This is a genomic window from Psychrobacter sp. A3, from assembly GCF_028823565.1.
Classification (GTDB): Bacteria; Pseudomonadota; Gammaproteobacteria; order Pseudomonadales; family Moraxellaceae; genus Psychrobacter; species Psychrobacter celer.
Window position 1 is genome coordinate 1 of the sequence record NZ_JAPEHS010000007.1, and the last position, 16,022, is coordinate 16,022.

14 protein-coding genes are annotated in these 16,022 nt (G+C 46.1%); 8 read left to right on the forward strand and 6 right to left on the reverse strand.

The window, feature by feature from the left end:
• Both NK638_RS02205 and NK638_RS02210 read left to right on the forward strand, forming a co-directional pair.
• A partial coding sequence (locus NK638_RS02205; protein ID WP_274631764.1) for a transferrin-binding protein-like solute binding protein occupies positions 1-2,330 on the forward strand: 2,330 nt, incomplete at its 5' end.
• A gap of 127 nt (positions 2,331-2,457) precedes the next feature.
• Complete coding sequence (locus tag NK638_RS02210) at positions 2,458-4,005, forward strand: surface lipoprotein assembly modifier (protein ID WP_274631765.1); 1,548 nt, start codon at positions 2,458-2,460, stop codon at positions 4,003-4,005.
• 148 nt (positions 4,006-4,153) lie between these two features.
• On the opposite strand, the gene putP is transcribed toward NK638_RS02210, so the two are convergent.
• On the reverse strand, positions 4,154-5,653 hold the full coding sequence (putP, locus tag NK638_RS02215) for a sodium/proline symporter PutP (protein WP_274631766.1): 1,500 nt from the start codon (positions 5,651-5,653) through the stop codon (positions 4,154-4,156).
• Positions 5,654-6,228: 575 nt separating this feature from the next.
• On the reverse strand, positions 6,229-7,101 hold the full coding sequence (locus NK638_RS02220; RefSeq protein ID WP_075101606.1) for a LysR family transcriptional regulator: 873 nt from the start codon (positions 7,099-7,101) through the stop codon (positions 6,229-6,231).
• A 418-nt stretch (positions 7,102-7,519) separates the two neighbouring features.
• Between NK638_RS02220 and leuC the strand changes: the two genes are divergently transcribed.
• From leuC to NK638_RS02250, 6 genes are all read left to right on the forward strand, one after another.
• Positions 7,520-8,938, forward strand: a complete 1,419-nt coding sequence (gene leuC / locus NK638_RS02225; protein ID WP_105246307.1) for a 3-isopropylmalate dehydratase large subunit — start codon at positions 7,520-7,522, stop codon at positions 8,936-8,938.
• 44 nt (positions 8,939-8,982) lie between these two features.
• A complete protein-coding gene (leuD, locus tag NK638_RS02230; RefSeq protein WP_274631767.1) occupies positions 8,983-9,633 on the forward strand; it encodes a 3-isopropylmalate dehydratase small subunit in 651 nt (216 codons plus the stop codon).
• 137 nt (positions 9,634-9,770) lie between these two features.
• Positions 9,771-10,439, forward strand: coding sequence for a hypothetical protein (locus NK638_RS02235; protein WP_274631768.1), 669 nt, complete (start codon positions 9,771-9,773; stop codon positions 10,437-10,439).
• Positions 10,440-10,642: 203 nt separating this feature from the next.
• On the forward strand, positions 10,643-11,746 hold the full coding sequence (gene leuB, locus NK638_RS02240; protein WP_105246303.1) for a 3-isopropylmalate dehydrogenase: 1,104 nt from the start codon (positions 10,643-10,645) through the stop codon (positions 11,744-11,746).
• A 377-nt stretch (positions 11,747-12,123) separates the two neighbouring features.
• Positions 12,124-12,288, forward strand: a complete 165-nt coding sequence (locus tag NK638_RS02245) for a hypothetical protein (RefSeq protein WP_274631769.1) — start codon at positions 12,124-12,126, stop codon at positions 12,286-12,288.
• Positions 12,289-12,308: 20 nt separating this feature from the next.
• The gene (locus NK638_RS02250) at positions 12,309-13,238 is read left to right on the forward strand and encodes a L,D-transpeptidase family protein (RefSeq protein WP_274631770.1); all 930 of its coding nucleotides are present in this window, start codon (positions 12,309-12,311) and stop codon (positions 13,236-13,238) included.
• A 482-nt stretch (positions 13,239-13,720) separates the two neighbouring features.
• Here NK638_RS02250 and infA read toward each other — a convergent pair whose 3' ends face one another.
• The 4 genes from infA to NK638_RS02270 all read right to left on the reverse strand — a co-directional run bounded on the left by infA (position 13,721) and on the right by NK638_RS02270 (position 16,010).
• On the reverse strand, positions 13,721-13,942 hold the full coding sequence (infA, locus tag NK638_RS02255; protein ID WP_021814850.1) for a translation initiation factor IF-1: 222 nt from the start codon (positions 13,940-13,942) through the stop codon (positions 13,721-13,723).
• A 107-nt stretch (positions 13,943-14,049) separates the two neighbouring features.
• The gene (gene truA / locus NK638_RS02260; RefSeq protein ID WP_274631771.1) at positions 14,050-14,889 is read right to left on the reverse strand and encodes a tRNA pseudouridine(38-40) synthase TruA; all 840 of its coding nucleotides are present in this window, start codon (positions 14,887-14,889) and stop codon (positions 14,050-14,052) included.
• A 64-nt stretch (positions 14,890-14,953) separates the two neighbouring features.
• Entirely contained in the window at positions 14,954-15,724 is a 771-nt protein-coding gene (locus tag NK638_RS02265; protein WP_274631772.1) for an asparaginase domain-containing protein, read from the reverse strand.
• Positions 15,699-16,010 carry a hypothetical protein gene (locus NK638_RS02270; protein ID WP_274631773.1) on the reverse strand — a complete coding sequence of 104 codons (312 nt, stop codon included), beginning with the start codon at positions 16,008-16,010 and terminating at the stop codon, positions 15,699-15,701. Before NK638_RS02270 ends, NK638_RS02265 begins: the two co-directional genes overlap by 26 nt.
• Positions 16,011-16,022 lie beyond the last annotated feature (12 nt).

Genomic DNA, 16,022 nt, shown 5'->3' on the forward strand with positions numbered 1-16,022 from the left:
GATTCTTTGGTGGAGATGCTCAGTATCTAGGCGGTGTTTATGAAGGTAATGGCGCTCAAGGTACCTATGGTGCCAAGAGTGACAAGCAGACCGCAGCAGAAAAAGCAGCGATAAAAGCACAAGCAGATGCGGATGCAGCCAATGCAGCCATCGCTGGTGTTCAAGCGCAAGCTGCTGCTGCCCAAGCGGCTGCAGAAAAAGCGCAAGCAGACGCTGTGAAAGCACAAGAAGCCCTAGCAAAAGCAGAAGAAAACTTAGCAAACGCCGGTAATGGTGAAGATCAACTCGCCGCCGCCTTAGAACGCGCCGCCGCCGCCGAAGCGGCCGAAGCCGCTGCTCTAGAAGCCGCAGCGACAGCAGAAGCCGCAAGACTAGCCGCTGAGAATGCCAGAGCTGCAGCAGAAGAGGCTGTGATCCAAGCTGAAGCTGCAGCTCAAGCTGCCATCGGTGATGCCAAAGCAGAGGCCGCACAGAAAGTAGCCGAAGCCAAGCAACAAGCAGCCGATGCTGAACAAGCACAGCTAGAAGCGAATGCACGCGCTGATGTGGCTGAAACGGCAAGATTAGAGGCTGAGGCTAGAGCCAAAGCTGCTGAAGATGCTTTGGCCGCCGCACAACAATTGCCACCAGCGCCAAACAATCCAGTTGTAGCTGCGAATGCTACTGTCTCTGGTTTCCAAAATACCATTTCGGGCAGTGACAATAGTGCTATTAATACCAATACTTCTTCCAACTACGATGAGCTCAACGTTGATTTAATAGCAACTGGTTCTAAACGTTACGATTCAAATACCACTACTGGCTTCCAGTTACGAGACGCAACTGATGAAGACTACGGAGAAGGATTTAAAAAGAGCTCTCTGTATTCGTTGGGAGCAGGGTATTTGAACAGACGTTTTAAATATACTTCAGTTTATAAAAATTACGATGATCAGATGCAGGTTGGTCATTTGTACGGCGATCTCAAGACTTCTAATAATGGTATTCGATTAGATACCTTGTCTAATACTTATGTGCAAGGTAACAGTACAGATAATACCGATATGCAGTATATGAAGGAGTTGTCACAGTACAATATCGTTAACGAAATTAACGATGGTAAAGTTGACTATAACGGTGTAGCCAGTTATATCGGCAATAGTGAAAATGAGATCATTGGAAAAGATCCAATCATTGGTACTTCAGAATTCAAAGTTGATTTTGTTGATAGCCAAGTCGATGGGACGTTATCCTTTGATGGCTCTAGCGTTAGCGAGAAGGTTATCAAAGCTGAGATTGATGGTAATAGTTTTGCTGGCAGTTGGAACGGCGTTGATACAAAGGGCGGCTTCTTTGGAGAAGATGCCAAGCTTTTAGGCGGTGTATATCAAGTTGCTGATGGTAAAGGTACTTATGGTGCCACTAAGGTGGACCCAAGCGCAGAGCCAGTACCAGAACCTAAAGCAGTAACAGGTGTTATGAGCAATACCATTAGTAGCGTATCAGGCTTAGGCACCGATGACGCGATTGGTTATCGTCAGTTTGTGACAGATAATCAAACCTTTACCACTACAACGGGTGAAGGTGAAGAGACGACACCGACCATAGTTGAAGATAGTGCTGTAGATAATCTGCCAAGCTATGATAAGTTTGCAGCCCGTCTTGATATTGTTAAACCTAACAAATTCAAGCAACCTGCTATGATTACAACGGTTAGAAATAATGATGTCGCCTTTGATGCTGATAGTGGTTTCATGAAATCTAAGGATAAGAACGTTGCTACTTTTAAAAACGTAGGATCTATCATTGGTGACATTGATTTAAAATATAATTACGACTCTGTGTATAGAAACTTTGACACACAGATGCAAATAGGCCATGTCTACGGCGATCTTGTTAAAGAAAGTGGTATCGGTAGTGGGGTGAAATCACGCTATACCAATGTCTACGTTATGGGCCAAGCAACTGAGAATATGCCAACTGATGGTAATGTTCAATATGCTGGCGTGGCCACCTACATGGACAATCTGCATTTAGGCTCAGGCGCTATCAAAGACCCAGTGGTCAATGGCACATCGACATTTAATGTAGATTTCGTCAATGATTCTATGACAGGTGAGCTGACATTTGCTGGTATTAATAAAAACATTGGCATCAGTGCTAATATTACCGGAAATACTTTCGCTGGTAGTAAGGACAATATTGCGACATCAGGTGGTTTTTATGGTGATGGTGCAAAGTTCCTAGGAGGCATTTATCAAGAAGCTCAACCTGGTAATGTAGCAGGAACAGGTACCACGCCAGGAACAGGCACGACCTTTCAAGGAACCTTTGGCGCCGAAAAGCAATAAAGGAATATGACTGTACAACCCAAACGAAAAAGCGTCTTAGGACGCTTTTTTGCTCGCTTAAGCGCTTAAAATCCCTTAGGATGATTAAGTTTGGAAGATTAATGATCATACTTAGGTAAGGATACCCATGAATAATCAACATATGCTCAAACCTCTTACGCTCTGTGTTTCACTAATGATGGCTTATTCTGTCCCCGTCATGGCAGAAGATGCGCCACCAGACATAGAGCCTGAGATTGATCAAGCAACTGAGCTGCTCAAACGTGAAAATCAAACAGCAGTATCAGATCCCACAGCGCCATCTACCGCGGTTTCTGATACAGAGGCGCAGCGTGCCATCAAAAGTCGTCAGCAACTTGCTGCCGCCACGACATACAATTTGGCGGCGTTAAAAGCCAACCCAGCGGCGTTTAGTAAGTTTTTAAATGATGCATTAGCCGCGCAAGATATGGTCACGGTAAAAGAAGTATTGCCGCATTATAAAGCACTTAAAACCAATGATCCCATGCTCATCAAATTCGCTGACGCCTTAATATATCGCAGTGAAGCCAAAAACAAGCAAGCCATTGCAATCTACCGTGAGATGCTCGCAGCAGATCCAGATTTTCACCCTGTACGCCTAAATATGGCGATTGCCATGCAAGCAGATAAGCAGTATGCCGCCGCAAAAGAGCAGTTTTTAAAGCTACAGTCGGTTGATTTACCAGCGCCTGTGATGGCGAGAGTTCAAAAATCGTTGGCTCAAATAAATAGTTCAGAAAAATGGAAGTTTAACGCCTCAGCCAGCTATGTCAGAGATAGCAATATCAATGACGCGCCGTCTAAGTCTATTCAATCTAGTCTGGGGCGTTCAATCGAACAAAAAACGGCCAACGGTATTCAGGTGTCTGGCAGTGCCAATAAGCGCTTTAATTTACCTGAGAATTTTTATGCAACCGTAGGCGGAAATGCCTCACTAAAAGGCTACTGGGATGAGACGGATTATAACGATTATCTGCTGACCGCTTCTGCTGGTATTGGTTATGATGATGCCAAAAATGATGTCTCACTCACGCCGTTTGTGACCAAGCGGTATTACGATGAAGAAGATTATAGCCTACGTAAAGGGGTTACGGTCAGCGGCTCACGCTGGGTAAAACCAAAGTTGAAATTGACGGCCACCGGTATTTTGTCCAATGAAACGTTTGAGGATGACGACAATAAAAACCGAGAAACCGATGGTCAGTTCCTTGGCCTAAACGCATTTTATATCAAAGATGCCAAAGAGTACTTCTATGGTGGATTGGGTAATTACCAAAACGATGTCCCCAAATCAAGCATCATCAGCTACGATCGCAATTCTGTCAATGTCGGTTGGGGGCGTGAATGGAAGCACGGTATATCTACCCTTGCGACAGCAGGCTATGGTATCAAAGAGTACGAAGATCCTGCAGATGCCTATCCAGCTGGTAGTGGTGCATGGTTGGGCTACTATAATGCAGTGGGCGGTAAGCCGGGTACAAAACGCGAGGATAAAACCACCTCACTAGGTCTACAAGTCTGGAAGCGTGATATCACGGTGCTTGGTCTGACTCCAAGACTGGTGTTTGACTATGAAACGACCTCTAGTAACTTTGGTTATTATGATGATCGTGATGAAAAATCAGCGACGGTATTATTAACCAAGACTTTCTAAGTATCTTATCAGTTTTGTATTAGCCAAATAAAACCCTCGCTATCTCGGATAGCGAGGGTTTTTTAGTGTTCGATAGTTTATGAACTTATTTGTTTAAATTCAGCTCCATCTCTTGGGAGGGTTTTTTAGTGTTCGATAGTTTATGAACTTATTTGTTTAAATTCAGCTCCATCTCTTTATATTTGGCAGATACCGAAGGTCTTGGACCGCCAGTCATGATACTCACTGCAAAGATAGCAATGGTACTTAAAATAAAGCCTGGAACGATGGCGTATAACCAACTATTTAGTGGTATGCCATTCATCTCAAATGGACCATAGACCCATAGGATGACTGTCAAGGCACCGACGACCATACCGGCGACAGCGCCGTTACGGTTCATACCGCGCCATGTCAGACTAAAGATAACGAGCGGGCCAAATGCCGCGCCAAATCCTGCCCAAGCGTTAGAAACGAGGTTCAGTACTGAGCTGTCTGGGTTCGACGCTAATAAGATAGCGATGACAGCGACGACAATCACAGAAATACGGCCGACCAGTACTTGGCGCGCCTCTGGTGCTTCTTTATCAAAAAACAGCTTATACACATCTTTAGTCAATGAGCTTGATACCACCAATAGCTGAGATGAGATGGTACTCATGATCGCTGCCAAGATGGCCGCTAACAAGAAGCCTGAAACCAATGGATGGAATAAAAACTGCGTGAATACCAAAAAGATGGTCTCAGGATCATCTAGGGTCATCGCGGTTTTTTGTACGTAAGCGCGACCGGCGATACCCGTCACACAAGCACCGATCAAGCTGATAATCATCCAGCTCATACCGATGTTACGCGCTGTTGGAACATCTCGCACTGAGCGAATCGCCATAAAGCGCACGATGATATGCGGTTGACCAAAATAGCCTAATCCCCAAGCGAGTAGCGAGATGATACCAAGTGCTGTCATGCCGCTTGTGATATCGAGCATACTAGGATCGATGGTTCTGATGGCATCAGTCGTGGCTGATACGCCGCCCAGATCTGTCAAGGCAACGATAGGGACGATCACCATGGCAAACAGCATGATGACACCCTGTACAAAGTCCGTCATCGACACGGCAAGGAAACCACCAAACAAGGTATAAATGACGACCACACCAGCGGTGACCCATAGGCCTGTGCTATAAGATAGATTTAATGAGCTTTCAAACAGTTTACCACCCCCTACAAGACTTGCAGCGGTATAGACGGTAAAGAATAGAATGATGACAACGGCTGAGATGACACGTAGCATGTGCGACTTGTCTTCAAAGCGGTTGGCGAAGTAATCGGGTAGGGTAATAGCGTTGTCAGCTACTTCGGTATACACCCGAAGACGCGGTGCCACGATGATATAGTTTAAAAAAGCACCCAATGTCAGACCGATGGCAATCCAAGCACTAACCACGCCATCGGCATACATAGCGCCTGGTAATCCAAGCAATAGCCAGCCTGACATATCTGAGGCACCCGCTGAGAGTGCCGTTACTGCTGGGCTGAGATTACGGCCACCGAGCATATAGCCTTCTGTGTCATTGGCCTGCTTAAAGTAAGCATAAATGCCAATCCCAATCATCACTAAGAAATAGGCGGCAAGCGATATCAGCACGCCACTAGAAACTCCGTTCATATAAATTGTCCTTAACCAACGTTGTTGGCGGTAATTATTTTTAACTATAAAGAGTAAGTGTTACAAGACGTTGTCCAAAACAATATCTAAAGACAAAAAAAGCCATTAAGTAGGACATAATGGCTTTGATTCAATATCTGCTGTTAGTTTTATATGATTGGCGTTGCTCTAGGGCGAAGGTATATAGATCATGACACTGCGATTATTGACCAAATCATCCGCTCATAAATAGCACATGGCGTAGTCAATAAAGATTGTCATTCAATAAGGAGCAAATCAAAAAGTCGATGCTTCGCTTTATCGCATTTGCCAGTTATATACCTATAGTTATATAACTATATTGGTCGCCAATATAACCAATCATTTAAAACCATTAAACCTACTGACACCTATCATATATTACTCGAAGTGTTCAATATATGACTATCAGTGTTCATATGGTAAATTTTTGTTATAAAAACAACGTCAAGCGTATTATAACGTATGACTACTACAAATGCGAATGGCGTGTATGCTAGTGGTAAGGCACAAGAATTATGCGGCTTGACTGATGCTATATAGTATGAATCACTTTATTAATCGATAGGGGATAATAAATCCAATAGCGCCGTCACACTGCTAGATTGAGTCAGCTTTGGATTGATGACCACGCCCAAATAACGCTGTAACTCGATATTGTCCGCCATATCGATACGCTCTAAGTCTTGACTGATCATGGTCTGCGGCAGTACCGACCAGCCAAGACCGACAGAGACCAGCATACGAATAGACTCTAATGGGTTGGTGCTCATGGTCGCATAAGGCTTGAGGTTATGCTTGGCAAACTCAGCCAGCGTAATCTGACTGGTAAAGGTATTGGCCGACGGTAAAATCGCAGGATAGCGAGCCAACTGCTCGAGCGTCACATTGGATTTGGTCGCCAATGGTGACAAAGTGCCTGTCATAAAGTATAAAGGGTCAGACCAAAGCGTATGGTAGGTTAGCCGCTTGTCGTAGACAGGTGGCAAAGTGACAAACGCCAGTGACAAGTCACCATCTAATACTGCTTTGTGTGCCGCCTCTGAATCGACAAAATGCACTTCTAGCTGGACGGCAGGATACGCTTGGATAAAGTGTTTGAGGACAGGCGCTAAATGGTGTAGGCCAATATGATGGCTGGTACCGATGATCAGCTTACCTGAGACAATATGCTGGGAGTGCTGCAGGTTTATCTTGAAGTTTTCATAATCCTCAAGCCAGCGTTTGGCATGCGGCAGCATTTCGGTCGCCGCTTGCGTGGGTACAATACCGCGTCCGACAGTATCGAACAAAGTGATGTTAAACTCATCTTCCAAATTTTTGATACGTTTACTGACTGCAGGCTGAGTGATAAACAGCTTTTCGGCTGCGCCTGAGATGCTGCCAGTGTGCATAACGGTAACGAATGTCGTCAAATTTGTGGTGTTCAAACGGATGTCCTTAGCTACTTTGTAAGCTATAAATAAAAGTTGGCTGACCCAATCACAATGTATTAGAAATAAAAGTTTGTGTCTATGTAAAAATCATCAATTATTATTATAGGATTAGCCTGCTATAATCACAAGACATCGAGACGTATTGTCACATATTTATTGCATAAACGGCGGTGTTTTTTCGTATAACGCTTGTTTTAAGCGCAGTTTTTAGCAATAAATACTAGATAAGTATGCCGACCTGACAAAGCGTTGGCGTAGAGATAGGACATACCAACTGGACTAGACCTCATTTTTGCTTACCGATAGCAAGCAGGTAAAAATAGTAAGTAAGTGAAAGTAGTAAGTCAGTTAAAATAGTAAGTAAGTGAAAAACTGAGCAATTAGCAATTAGCAATCAATAAAGGATAGCAATATGGCCGGTCAAACGTTATATGACAAACTTTGGAACGCTCACGAAGTCACCAAGCGTGATGATGGCTCGAGCCTGATTTATATCGATCGCCATTTGCTGCACGAAGTGACAAGTCCGCAAGCCTTTGAAGGCTTAGAGCTGGCCAATCGCACACCGTGGCGTCTGTCTGCGAATATCGCAAGCCCAGATCATAACGTCCCAACAGTGACCAAAGAGCGCTTAGAGGGCGTGTCGGGTATCAAAGACAACGTATCGCGCCTGCAGGTACTGACGTTGGATGAAAACTGTAGCAAGTTCGATATTGCTGAGTTTACCATCAATGATGCGCGTCAAGGTATTTTGCACGTGGTCGGTCCTGAGCAGGGCTTGGTGTTGCCCGGTATGACAGTGGTCTGCGGTGATTCACATACCGCCACTCATGGCGCGCTAGGTTGTTTAGCGCATGGTATCGGTACCTCTGAGGTTGAGCACGTACTAGCCACTCAGTGTTTGATTCAAAAGAAATCAAAAAATATGCAAATCCGAGTCAATGGTACGCTTGGCGCTGGCGTGACACCAAAAGATGTGGTGCTAGCGATTATTGCCAAAATCGGTACGGCAGGCGGCACAGGATACGCCATTGAATTTGCAGGGCAAGTGTTCGAAGACATGAGCATGGAGGGGCGCATGACCGTCTGTAATATGGCGATTGAGGCGGGCGCACGCGTTGGTATGGTGGCGGTCGATGATACAACGATTGACTATGTCAAAGGTCGTCCTTATGCGCCGACCGAGGAGCAGTGGGAGCAAGCCGAAGCTTATTGGCGTACGTTATACTCAGATGATGATGCCGTATTTGATAGCGTAATTGAGATTGATGGTAGTGAGATTGCGCCGCAGGTGTCTTGGGGCACGTCACCTGAAATGGTCGTCGATGTTACTCAGTCTGTTCCGACACCTGACGAAGCTATCGATGAGGCGCAACAAGAAGGCTGGCTACGCGCATACACCTATATGGGCCTAAGTGCAGGGCAAAAGATTACCGATATCCAGCTTGATCGTATTTTTATTGGCTCATGCACCAACTCGCGTATCGAAGACTTGCGTGATGCTGCTGCGGTCATCAAAGGCCGCAAAGTCGCTGACAATATTAAAGAGGCGATCGTGGTGGCGGGCTCAGGGCAGGTCAAGCAACAGGCAGAGTCAGAAGGATTGGATACCGTCTTTACGGAGGCGGGTTTTGAGTGGCGTGAGCCTGGCTGTTCGATGTGCCTTGCGATGAATGCCGATAAGCTAGAGCCTGGAGAGCATTGTGCCTCAACCTCTAACCGTAACTTTGAAGGCCGTCAAGGTAACGGCGGTCGTACGCATCTGGTTAGTCCTGCGATGGCAGCAGCAGCAGCATTGGCGGGTCACTTTGTCGATGTGCGTACGTTTTAAGACCGTCCATCCATAACTCCCTCATTGAATTGATAGGAAAAACTATGCAAGCTTATAACACCCAAACGGGTATCGTTTGCCCACTTGATCGCGCAAACGTCGATACCGACCAGATTATCGCCAAGCAGTTTTTAAAGTCCATTAAGCGCACCGGTTTTGGCGTCAATCTATTTGACGACTGGCGTTATTTGGACGAAGGGTTTCCGGGGCAAGATAATAGTAAACGCCCGATCAACCCTGATTTTGTCTTAAATCAGCCCCGCTATCAAGGTGCTACCATTTTGCTGGCACGCAGAAACTTTGGCTGTGGCTCAAGCCGTGAGCATGCGCCTTGGGCACTGTCAGAATATGGCTTTCGTACGATTATTGCGCCAAGCTTTGCCGATATTTTTTATAATAACTGTTTTAAAAACGGTATGTTGCCCATCGTCTTAGACGAAGAGATTGTCGATGAATTGATGAAAGCGACCATGGCCAATGAAGACTATGAGCTCACCGCCGATCTTGAGCGTCAAGTGGTCATCACTCCAAGCGGTGAAGAGTACGCTTTTGAGGTCGATGAGTTTCGTAAGCATTGCTTGTTAAATGGTCTTGATGACATCGGACTGACTTTGCAGCAAGGCGACGCCATCAGAGCGTATGAGGACAAGATGAAACAAAAAACACCTTGGGTGTTTAATGACGTACAAGCATAAACAAAGCGCCTTTAAACCACGGTGAGTAAAGTGCTGAACAATAGTAATGCAGCGTTGAGTTATGGCGGTGAACTGGCTAAAATAAGGGGGTCGTTGTGTTGTTTTTATCTTCCTTATTATTAATAGTAGCCGCCATTATGAATAAAACACGTTATGCTTTGTGGACCAGTACAGTGATTGCTGCCAGTTTTTTAATGTCAGGCTGCCAGCTATTAACCGGTTATCAAAAAATCGATGAAGCCGAAAATGCCAAAGTATGGGCAGGCCATATTCAGCCAGTCGCAGGCGAGGTAAGTATCGCGTGTGTTGGAACCTATCACTGCGAAATCGTGCAGATAGATAAAACACTCGTCATCGCTCCTGACAGTCACGAGCCGGTAAATCCAGCCATGGTGATGACGCTTGCAGAGGGCACAAAAAAAGCCCCAACCAGTGCAGAGATGACGCCGCTTGCCAATAAAAAGTCGATCAAGATAGTGCCGCTATCCGCCTCTGCAATGCCAGGATTGACCAATTACTATGCCAGAGTCATGCCAGCCAAGCGCGAAATTCACGTCAACTTCTATCCAGAAAACAACGTGGGCTATGTTGAGCGTTTTGCCATGATTCATGATTTTACTCAGGCAGGGACTTATCAGTTACGTGCTTATCAAAAAAAAACCAGTAACAAGTCAGGCAGCTTGCTAGAGACCGCGTCGCCCGAGCCTTTATGCATTGATCTGCTACAGGGTAGTACCGTACAGCGCCGGTTTTGTAAGCAGTTAGATAGCAAGCATCGAGGTGAGTTTGTAGAAACCCGTATATAAAAATCTGGTTAATACGTTGAGGTCATCTATCTATGCCAGATAGCCTGCTTGACTGTCGTTTGTTTCATGTTTAACGCAGTTTTGGGATAAAGGCACGCCTTAAAAGTCGCGAAATACGCTGTAGCGAGGGCGTATCTTTTGGTACGTTTCAGCAAAAACCCATAGCAATATTATTCAATAAAAACCTATGAAAAAGGATCAGTATGGCAACGATTTTGACACTAGCGGGCGATGGCATCGGCCCTGAGATTATGACCCAAGCCATTGATGTATTAAATGCCGTCAATGATAAGTTTGCGTTAAATTTGACCCTCGAATCTGGACTGATCGGCGGCGTCGCCATCGATGCGACAGGCGAGCCTTTACCAGATGAGACCTTGGCTCGTGCCCGTGCCGCCGATGCAGTATTACTAGGCGCGGTCGGTGGTCCAAAATGGGATGGTATCGAGCGCAGCAAGCGTCCTGAGCGTGGTCTTCTAAAGATTCGCGGTGAGCTTGGCTTGTTTGCCAACCTACGTGTGGCAAAGCTGTATCCCCAGTTGGCCAATGCCTCGAGCATTAAGCCTGAAATCATCTCAGGTCTCGATCTACTAATTGTGCGTGAGCTGACAGGCGGGATCTATTTTGGGGAGCCGCGCGGTATTCGTACGCTAGATAATGGTGAGCAGCAAGGCTATAACACCATGGTATATAGCACAAGCGAGATTCAGCGTATCGGCAAGGTGGCATTTGAGTTGGCAAAAACGCGGGCAGCCGCGACAGGTAGTGCTGCCAAAGTCTGCTCAGTGGATAAGGCCAATGTCTTAGAGGTCACTGAGCTGTGGAAGCAGACGATGATTGAGATGCAGCAGGCTGAGTATGGTGATGTGGCGTTATCACATATGTATGCTGATAATGCGTGTATGCAGCTGATCAAAGACCCAAAACAGTTTGACGTTATGGTGACGGGCAATATGTTTGGTGACATCTTATCTGACGAAGCTGCGATGCTGACAGGGTCCATTGGTATGTTGCCATCAGCCAGTCTTGATGCGTCAGGAAAAGGCATGTACGAGCCTTGTCATGGCTCGGCACCGGATATCGCAGGGCAAGATAAGGCCAACCCACTAGCGACGATATTATCTGTTGCTATGATGCTGCGCTATACCTTTAAACAAGAAACGGCCGCCCAAGCCATTGAACAAGCAGTCAGCGACGTGCTAGATGATGGACTTCGTACGCTCGATATTTTAGATCCTAGTGAAGCCGGATTGACCCAAGTTGGCTGTCAGCAAATGGGACAAGCCGTTTTGGCAAAATTGGTATAAGGCTCTGTGATATCGCGTTCTACAAAAAGCCATATACAAAGTCTGACGACTCATTTAAAGTCTGACTGCTCGTTTTTTGACTGATAAATCGTCATATTTTATAAATTTAGCACCCATAAATTGCTCTGCAGTTTATGGGTTTTTTTATACTTGTTTAATAGTTGGCTGCGCTGGGTAGTAACATAATCAACCTGTTATCCGCAAAAAAGTACTTTTATTAACACAGCTTGTGCAGAAGGCCAGTCTTATTAACATAAAGGTGTTATATGCTCACAGACCGATATGGCACCATATTTCACGTATACAACTTATAAAAAACAATCTGATAAAAATAATTGATATAACAATAAAACTTGATAAAAATGCTAGGAGCACACATGTATTATTTAAATAAAGTCAGCGCAGCGCTCGCCGCGGTTGGATTGTCAGCTGCCGTATTGATAGGGCAAAGCGTTATCGCCGATACAGACAATGCCGTGGGCGATGCTCCGCCGCCACTAAAGACGTCAGCCCAGTTACCAACGGCGTCAGTCAAAAGCTGACTGGCGATAACAAAACGTCGATGTCGCTTAATAAACTGCTTCCTACCATTAAGTACAGCACCGATGGTCTGCCAGCGATGGCAAAAAAAGTAAACGACGCCAGCTGGACGCCTGGTACTAATATCGATCGGACGATTGGCACCAAATTACAAGCATTATTAAACTGGCACCACAGTGGCGTGGGTGCGGTCGATGGATACTGGGGCAAAAACACCAAAAAAGCCATGCAAGCCTTTCAAAAAGCCAATGGCCTAAGTGTCACAGAAGCTCTAAATACCGAGACTTGGCAAGCTCTCACGAGTGATAAGGCGCTTATGACGCAGCCTGTGTTGGTCAGCTACCAATTGACAGACGCGGACGTCGATATCAAAACCACTACTATCCCAGCGGGTGCTACCGCAAAAGCGGAGCTAGAAGGTCTGTACTATGAAAATGTGATAGAGGCATTGGCAGAGAAGTTTCACATGAGTGAAAAATATCTCAAAACCCTAAACCCTAATGCCAGTTTTTCAGCGGGTGAGACCATAACGGTCTATAATCCAGGAAACCCTAACACCGCGCCCGTCAGCCGTGTGGTCGCCGACAAAACCACCCAGACGCTATATGCGTACGATGATAAAGGGACTCTGATTGCCAGTTATCCGACGACAGTAGGGAGTACGGCCACCCCGTCACCATCAGGCACGCATACAGTAGAGGTCAAGGTTCATGAGCCCAACTATACTTATACTGCCAATGATGGGAGCAAAGCTATCTTGCCGCCAGGCCCTAACAACCCAGTCGGCTCTGTATGGATTGGCCTGAGTAAACCCTCTTATGGTATTCATGGCTCACCGGACCCTGCCCGTATCAGCCGTCAAGCATCTGCAGGCTGCGTGCGTCTGACCAACTGGGATGCCTTGGCGCTATTGGGTGTCATACAAGATGGGGCTACGGTAGAGTTCAAATAGCTTCAGGCAAAAGACAAAGAGCATGAAACCATCAAAGTTTTTTGCTTATAAAGGCGGGTTTTTATGAACGCGCCAAAAAAATACCGCTAACCATCAGTTAGCGGTATTTTTATGCGGGTATGGCGGATATAGTCATTACTAAATAAAAAAGATACACAGCATAAATTCGCGAGATTGGTACAAATGCTTCTTGCATGCTGTGCCAGCGCCGCTCGATGCCGCAAAAAACTTATTCGAGTCTCGCCATATCTTTTTTATATTGACCTGACTAACTTGTAAGACAAAACATTGATAGCCAATAATGAGTAGGTTTGCATTTTCATTATTATTATCTGTTAAACCACCCAAGCATTCACAAAAATGCTCTTAAAAACGTCTTAGCAAGTACTGCGTCATTTGGTAATGATGAGATTTGTCATAACCGCGTAATCGTCACCACTGTTTAATAAAATCGTTTTTATTAAAGTCGATTTTTATCGCAATTAGTTTTTACCACGATAGGTGATACGACCCTTTGATAAGTCATAGGGGGTCATCTCGACTTTGACTTTATCGCCAGTCAAAATACGGATATAGTGTTTACGCATTTTACCAGAGATATGCGCGATGATTTCGTGTCCGTTTTCTAAACGAACTTTAAACAACGTGTTTGGAAGGGTGTCGATGACTTCGCCTTCAAATTCGATAATATCGTCTTTTGCCATAATTTTGTATCAATCAGTTAAAAATAAGCCCATATTATACGCAAGCTAGCGTATTAAAGCAATACAGAACCTGGTTTTGGCTTGACAGCTTGTAATCGATATGTATATCAGTCAGGCAGGTTTAGCCAAAGGGGCGTAAGAGGCGCGGTGGGCAATAGTTTTTGCCAATGCTCGGGATAGTAAGCATTGATAAAGTATAGGCCGTCACCAGAGGCAGTCGGTGGTGCAATCGTACGGTCTTTTTTGGCCAAAATAGTCAAAAAATCAGCCGGCTCTAGCTCGTGCTTGCCAATAGCGTACAAGGTGCCCATTAGGTTGCGTACCATATGATGCAAGAAGCCATCTGCTTGAATGTCAAACACGATAAACTGGCCATGGGCAAACAATCTGGCATGACTGACTGAGCGCACTGGCTGATTGGACTGACAAGCGGCAGCGCGAAAGCTACTAAAGTCGTGCGTACCGATGATATCCGCTGCTGCCTGCTGCATGGCGGCCAAGTCAAGTGGTTCATAAATATGAGTGACTTGATGGTTTAAGATAGCAGGGCGCTGGGGTTGATTGAGGGTGATATAACGATAACGACGGGCGATAGCGCCAAACCGTGCATGAAAGTCGTTCGGCATAGGCTGTATCCAGCGCAGTGCAATATCGTCGGGGAGCAGGCTGTTTACACCGCGAAGCCAATTATGAGTCGGGCGATAGGCATGGGTGGTAAAGTGGGCAATCATATTACTGGCATGGACGCTGGCATCGGTACGCCCTGCGGCGACGACTTCTACGGTCTCATTGGCGACTTTGCCGATAGCGGTTTCGAGGGCTTCTTGGACACCCAGCACTTCTTGTTGCCGCTGCCAGCCGTGATACTGCGTACCCAAAAACTCAATAGCGATTGCTAGGGTGTAAGTGGGTTGGCTGGCGGTTTCGATAGGGAGTATCTCAGGCATGATAATGTGTGGCTTATAAAGTAAATGGTAAGGATTTCTTATGGTCGTAATAAGACCGATCAAATCAGCGCTTTTTGATGGTGATGCTGGCTTGGCTGACATTGTTTGTCCAGCGTTGACGGCGTCTGGTAGGACTGTCGTACCGTAGCAGCAGCCACAATAATCGCGCATAGATGGCTGGAATGGTCAACCGGCCGCCAGCAATGACATGATACTCATATTGCCAACTGCCAGCCGCATAGTTGTCACTCACGCCGCCAAAAGGCGATTGACTGGCGCAAACCACCATATGCCCATGTTGATGCGCAAGGGTCAATGCCTGTGCCAAATCAGCTGAATAGGGCACGTTACCTGCACCAAACCCTAATAAGATAATGCCACATGGCGGCTGAGAAAGTAGGGCTTGTAGCTGATTGCTCATAACCTCAGTAGCGTTGGGGAGGCAATACAGAGCATGAATACGTGCTTGCTTGGCACGAGCATCGATGCTTTTGTTGATTTCTTGTTGGTCCTCGAGCCAGTGTTGGCGGCGGGCGTCTGGCAAGTGCTTTATATAACTATTGGCAGGATAGGCTGCCCGAGAGTGACCAGTAAACGCCATGAGATCATGACTATGGATTTTTTGTACCGTTTGTGCAGGCCAAGACTCGCCGCCAAAGGCAATTTTCACTCCTGACTCACCCGCTGCTGCCAGTTTTAACGCATCGTTTAGGTTGCCCCACGCATCGCTATGCGTATCAACGCTATAGGTATGTAGCATCTCGCTGTCTAATAGCGGGCGCATACTGCCAGTGACCGCCACACAGATATCACTCCCTGCAAAGGCCTCTGCCAAATAGACGTCTGTGCCCCTGCGCATAGGCGGCTAGTATCAGCTGGTAAAAATGCACAAAATCGACAGGCGTTAATTGGCTACTGTCTTTAATTAAAGTGTTGTCTAGCCAAGAGATTGGCGGCAGATGGTGGGCATGGTCTGGCTCTGCTAGCAGTGTTTGTAACGTTGGTAAAAACACCTCTGCTGGTAGCGGTGCTAATGGCCGGCCATAACTGCCAAAAGTGCCGCCTGCATAAATCAGCTGGATGGGATCAGTAAGCGTTTTGGTCATAACAGAAGAGGGCATAGTCGGCGCCGT

Bases quoted from the DNA above. Each gene is read 5' to 3' on its own strand.
- NK638_RS02210 (WP_274631765.1), top strand. From the start codon at position 2,458: ATGAATAATCAACATATGCTCAAACCTCTTACGCTCTGTGTTTCACTA.
- putP (WP_274631766.1), bottom strand. From the start codon at position 5,653: ATGAACGGAGTTTCTAGTGGCGTGCTGATATCGCTTGCCGCCTATTTC.
- leuC (WP_105246307.1), top strand. From the start codon at position 7,520: ATGGCCGGTCAAACGTTATATGACAAACTTTGGAACGCTCACGAAGTC.
- leuD (WP_274631767.1), top strand. From the start codon at position 8,983: ATGCAAGCTTATAACACCCAAACGGGTATCGTTTGCCCACTTGATCGC.
- NK638_RS02235 (WP_274631768.1), top strand. From the start codon at position 9,771: ATGAATAAAACACGTTATGCTTTGTGGACCAGTACAGTGATTGCTGCC.
- leuB (WP_105246303.1), top strand. From the start codon at position 10,643: ATGGCAACGATTTTGACACTAGCGGGCGATGGCATCGGCCCTGAGATT.
- NK638_RS02245 (WP_274631769.1), top strand. From the start codon at position 12,124: ATGTATTATTTAAATAAAGTCAGCGCAGCGCTCGCCGCGGTTGGATTG.
- NK638_RS02250 (WP_274631770.1), top strand. From the start codon at position 12,309: ATGTCGCTTAATAAACTGCTTCCTACCATTAAGTACAGCACCGATGGT.
- infA (WP_021814850.1), bottom strand. From the start codon at position 13,942: ATGGCAAAAGACGATATTATCGAATTTGAAGGCGAAGTCATCGACACC.
- truA (WP_274631771.1), bottom strand. From the start codon at position 14,889: ATGCCTGAGATACTCCCTATCGAAACCGCCAGCCAACCCACTTACACC.
- NK638_RS02270 (WP_274631773.1), bottom strand. From the start codon at position 16,010: ATGCCCTCTTCTGTTATGACCAAAACGCTTACTGATCCCATCCAGCTG.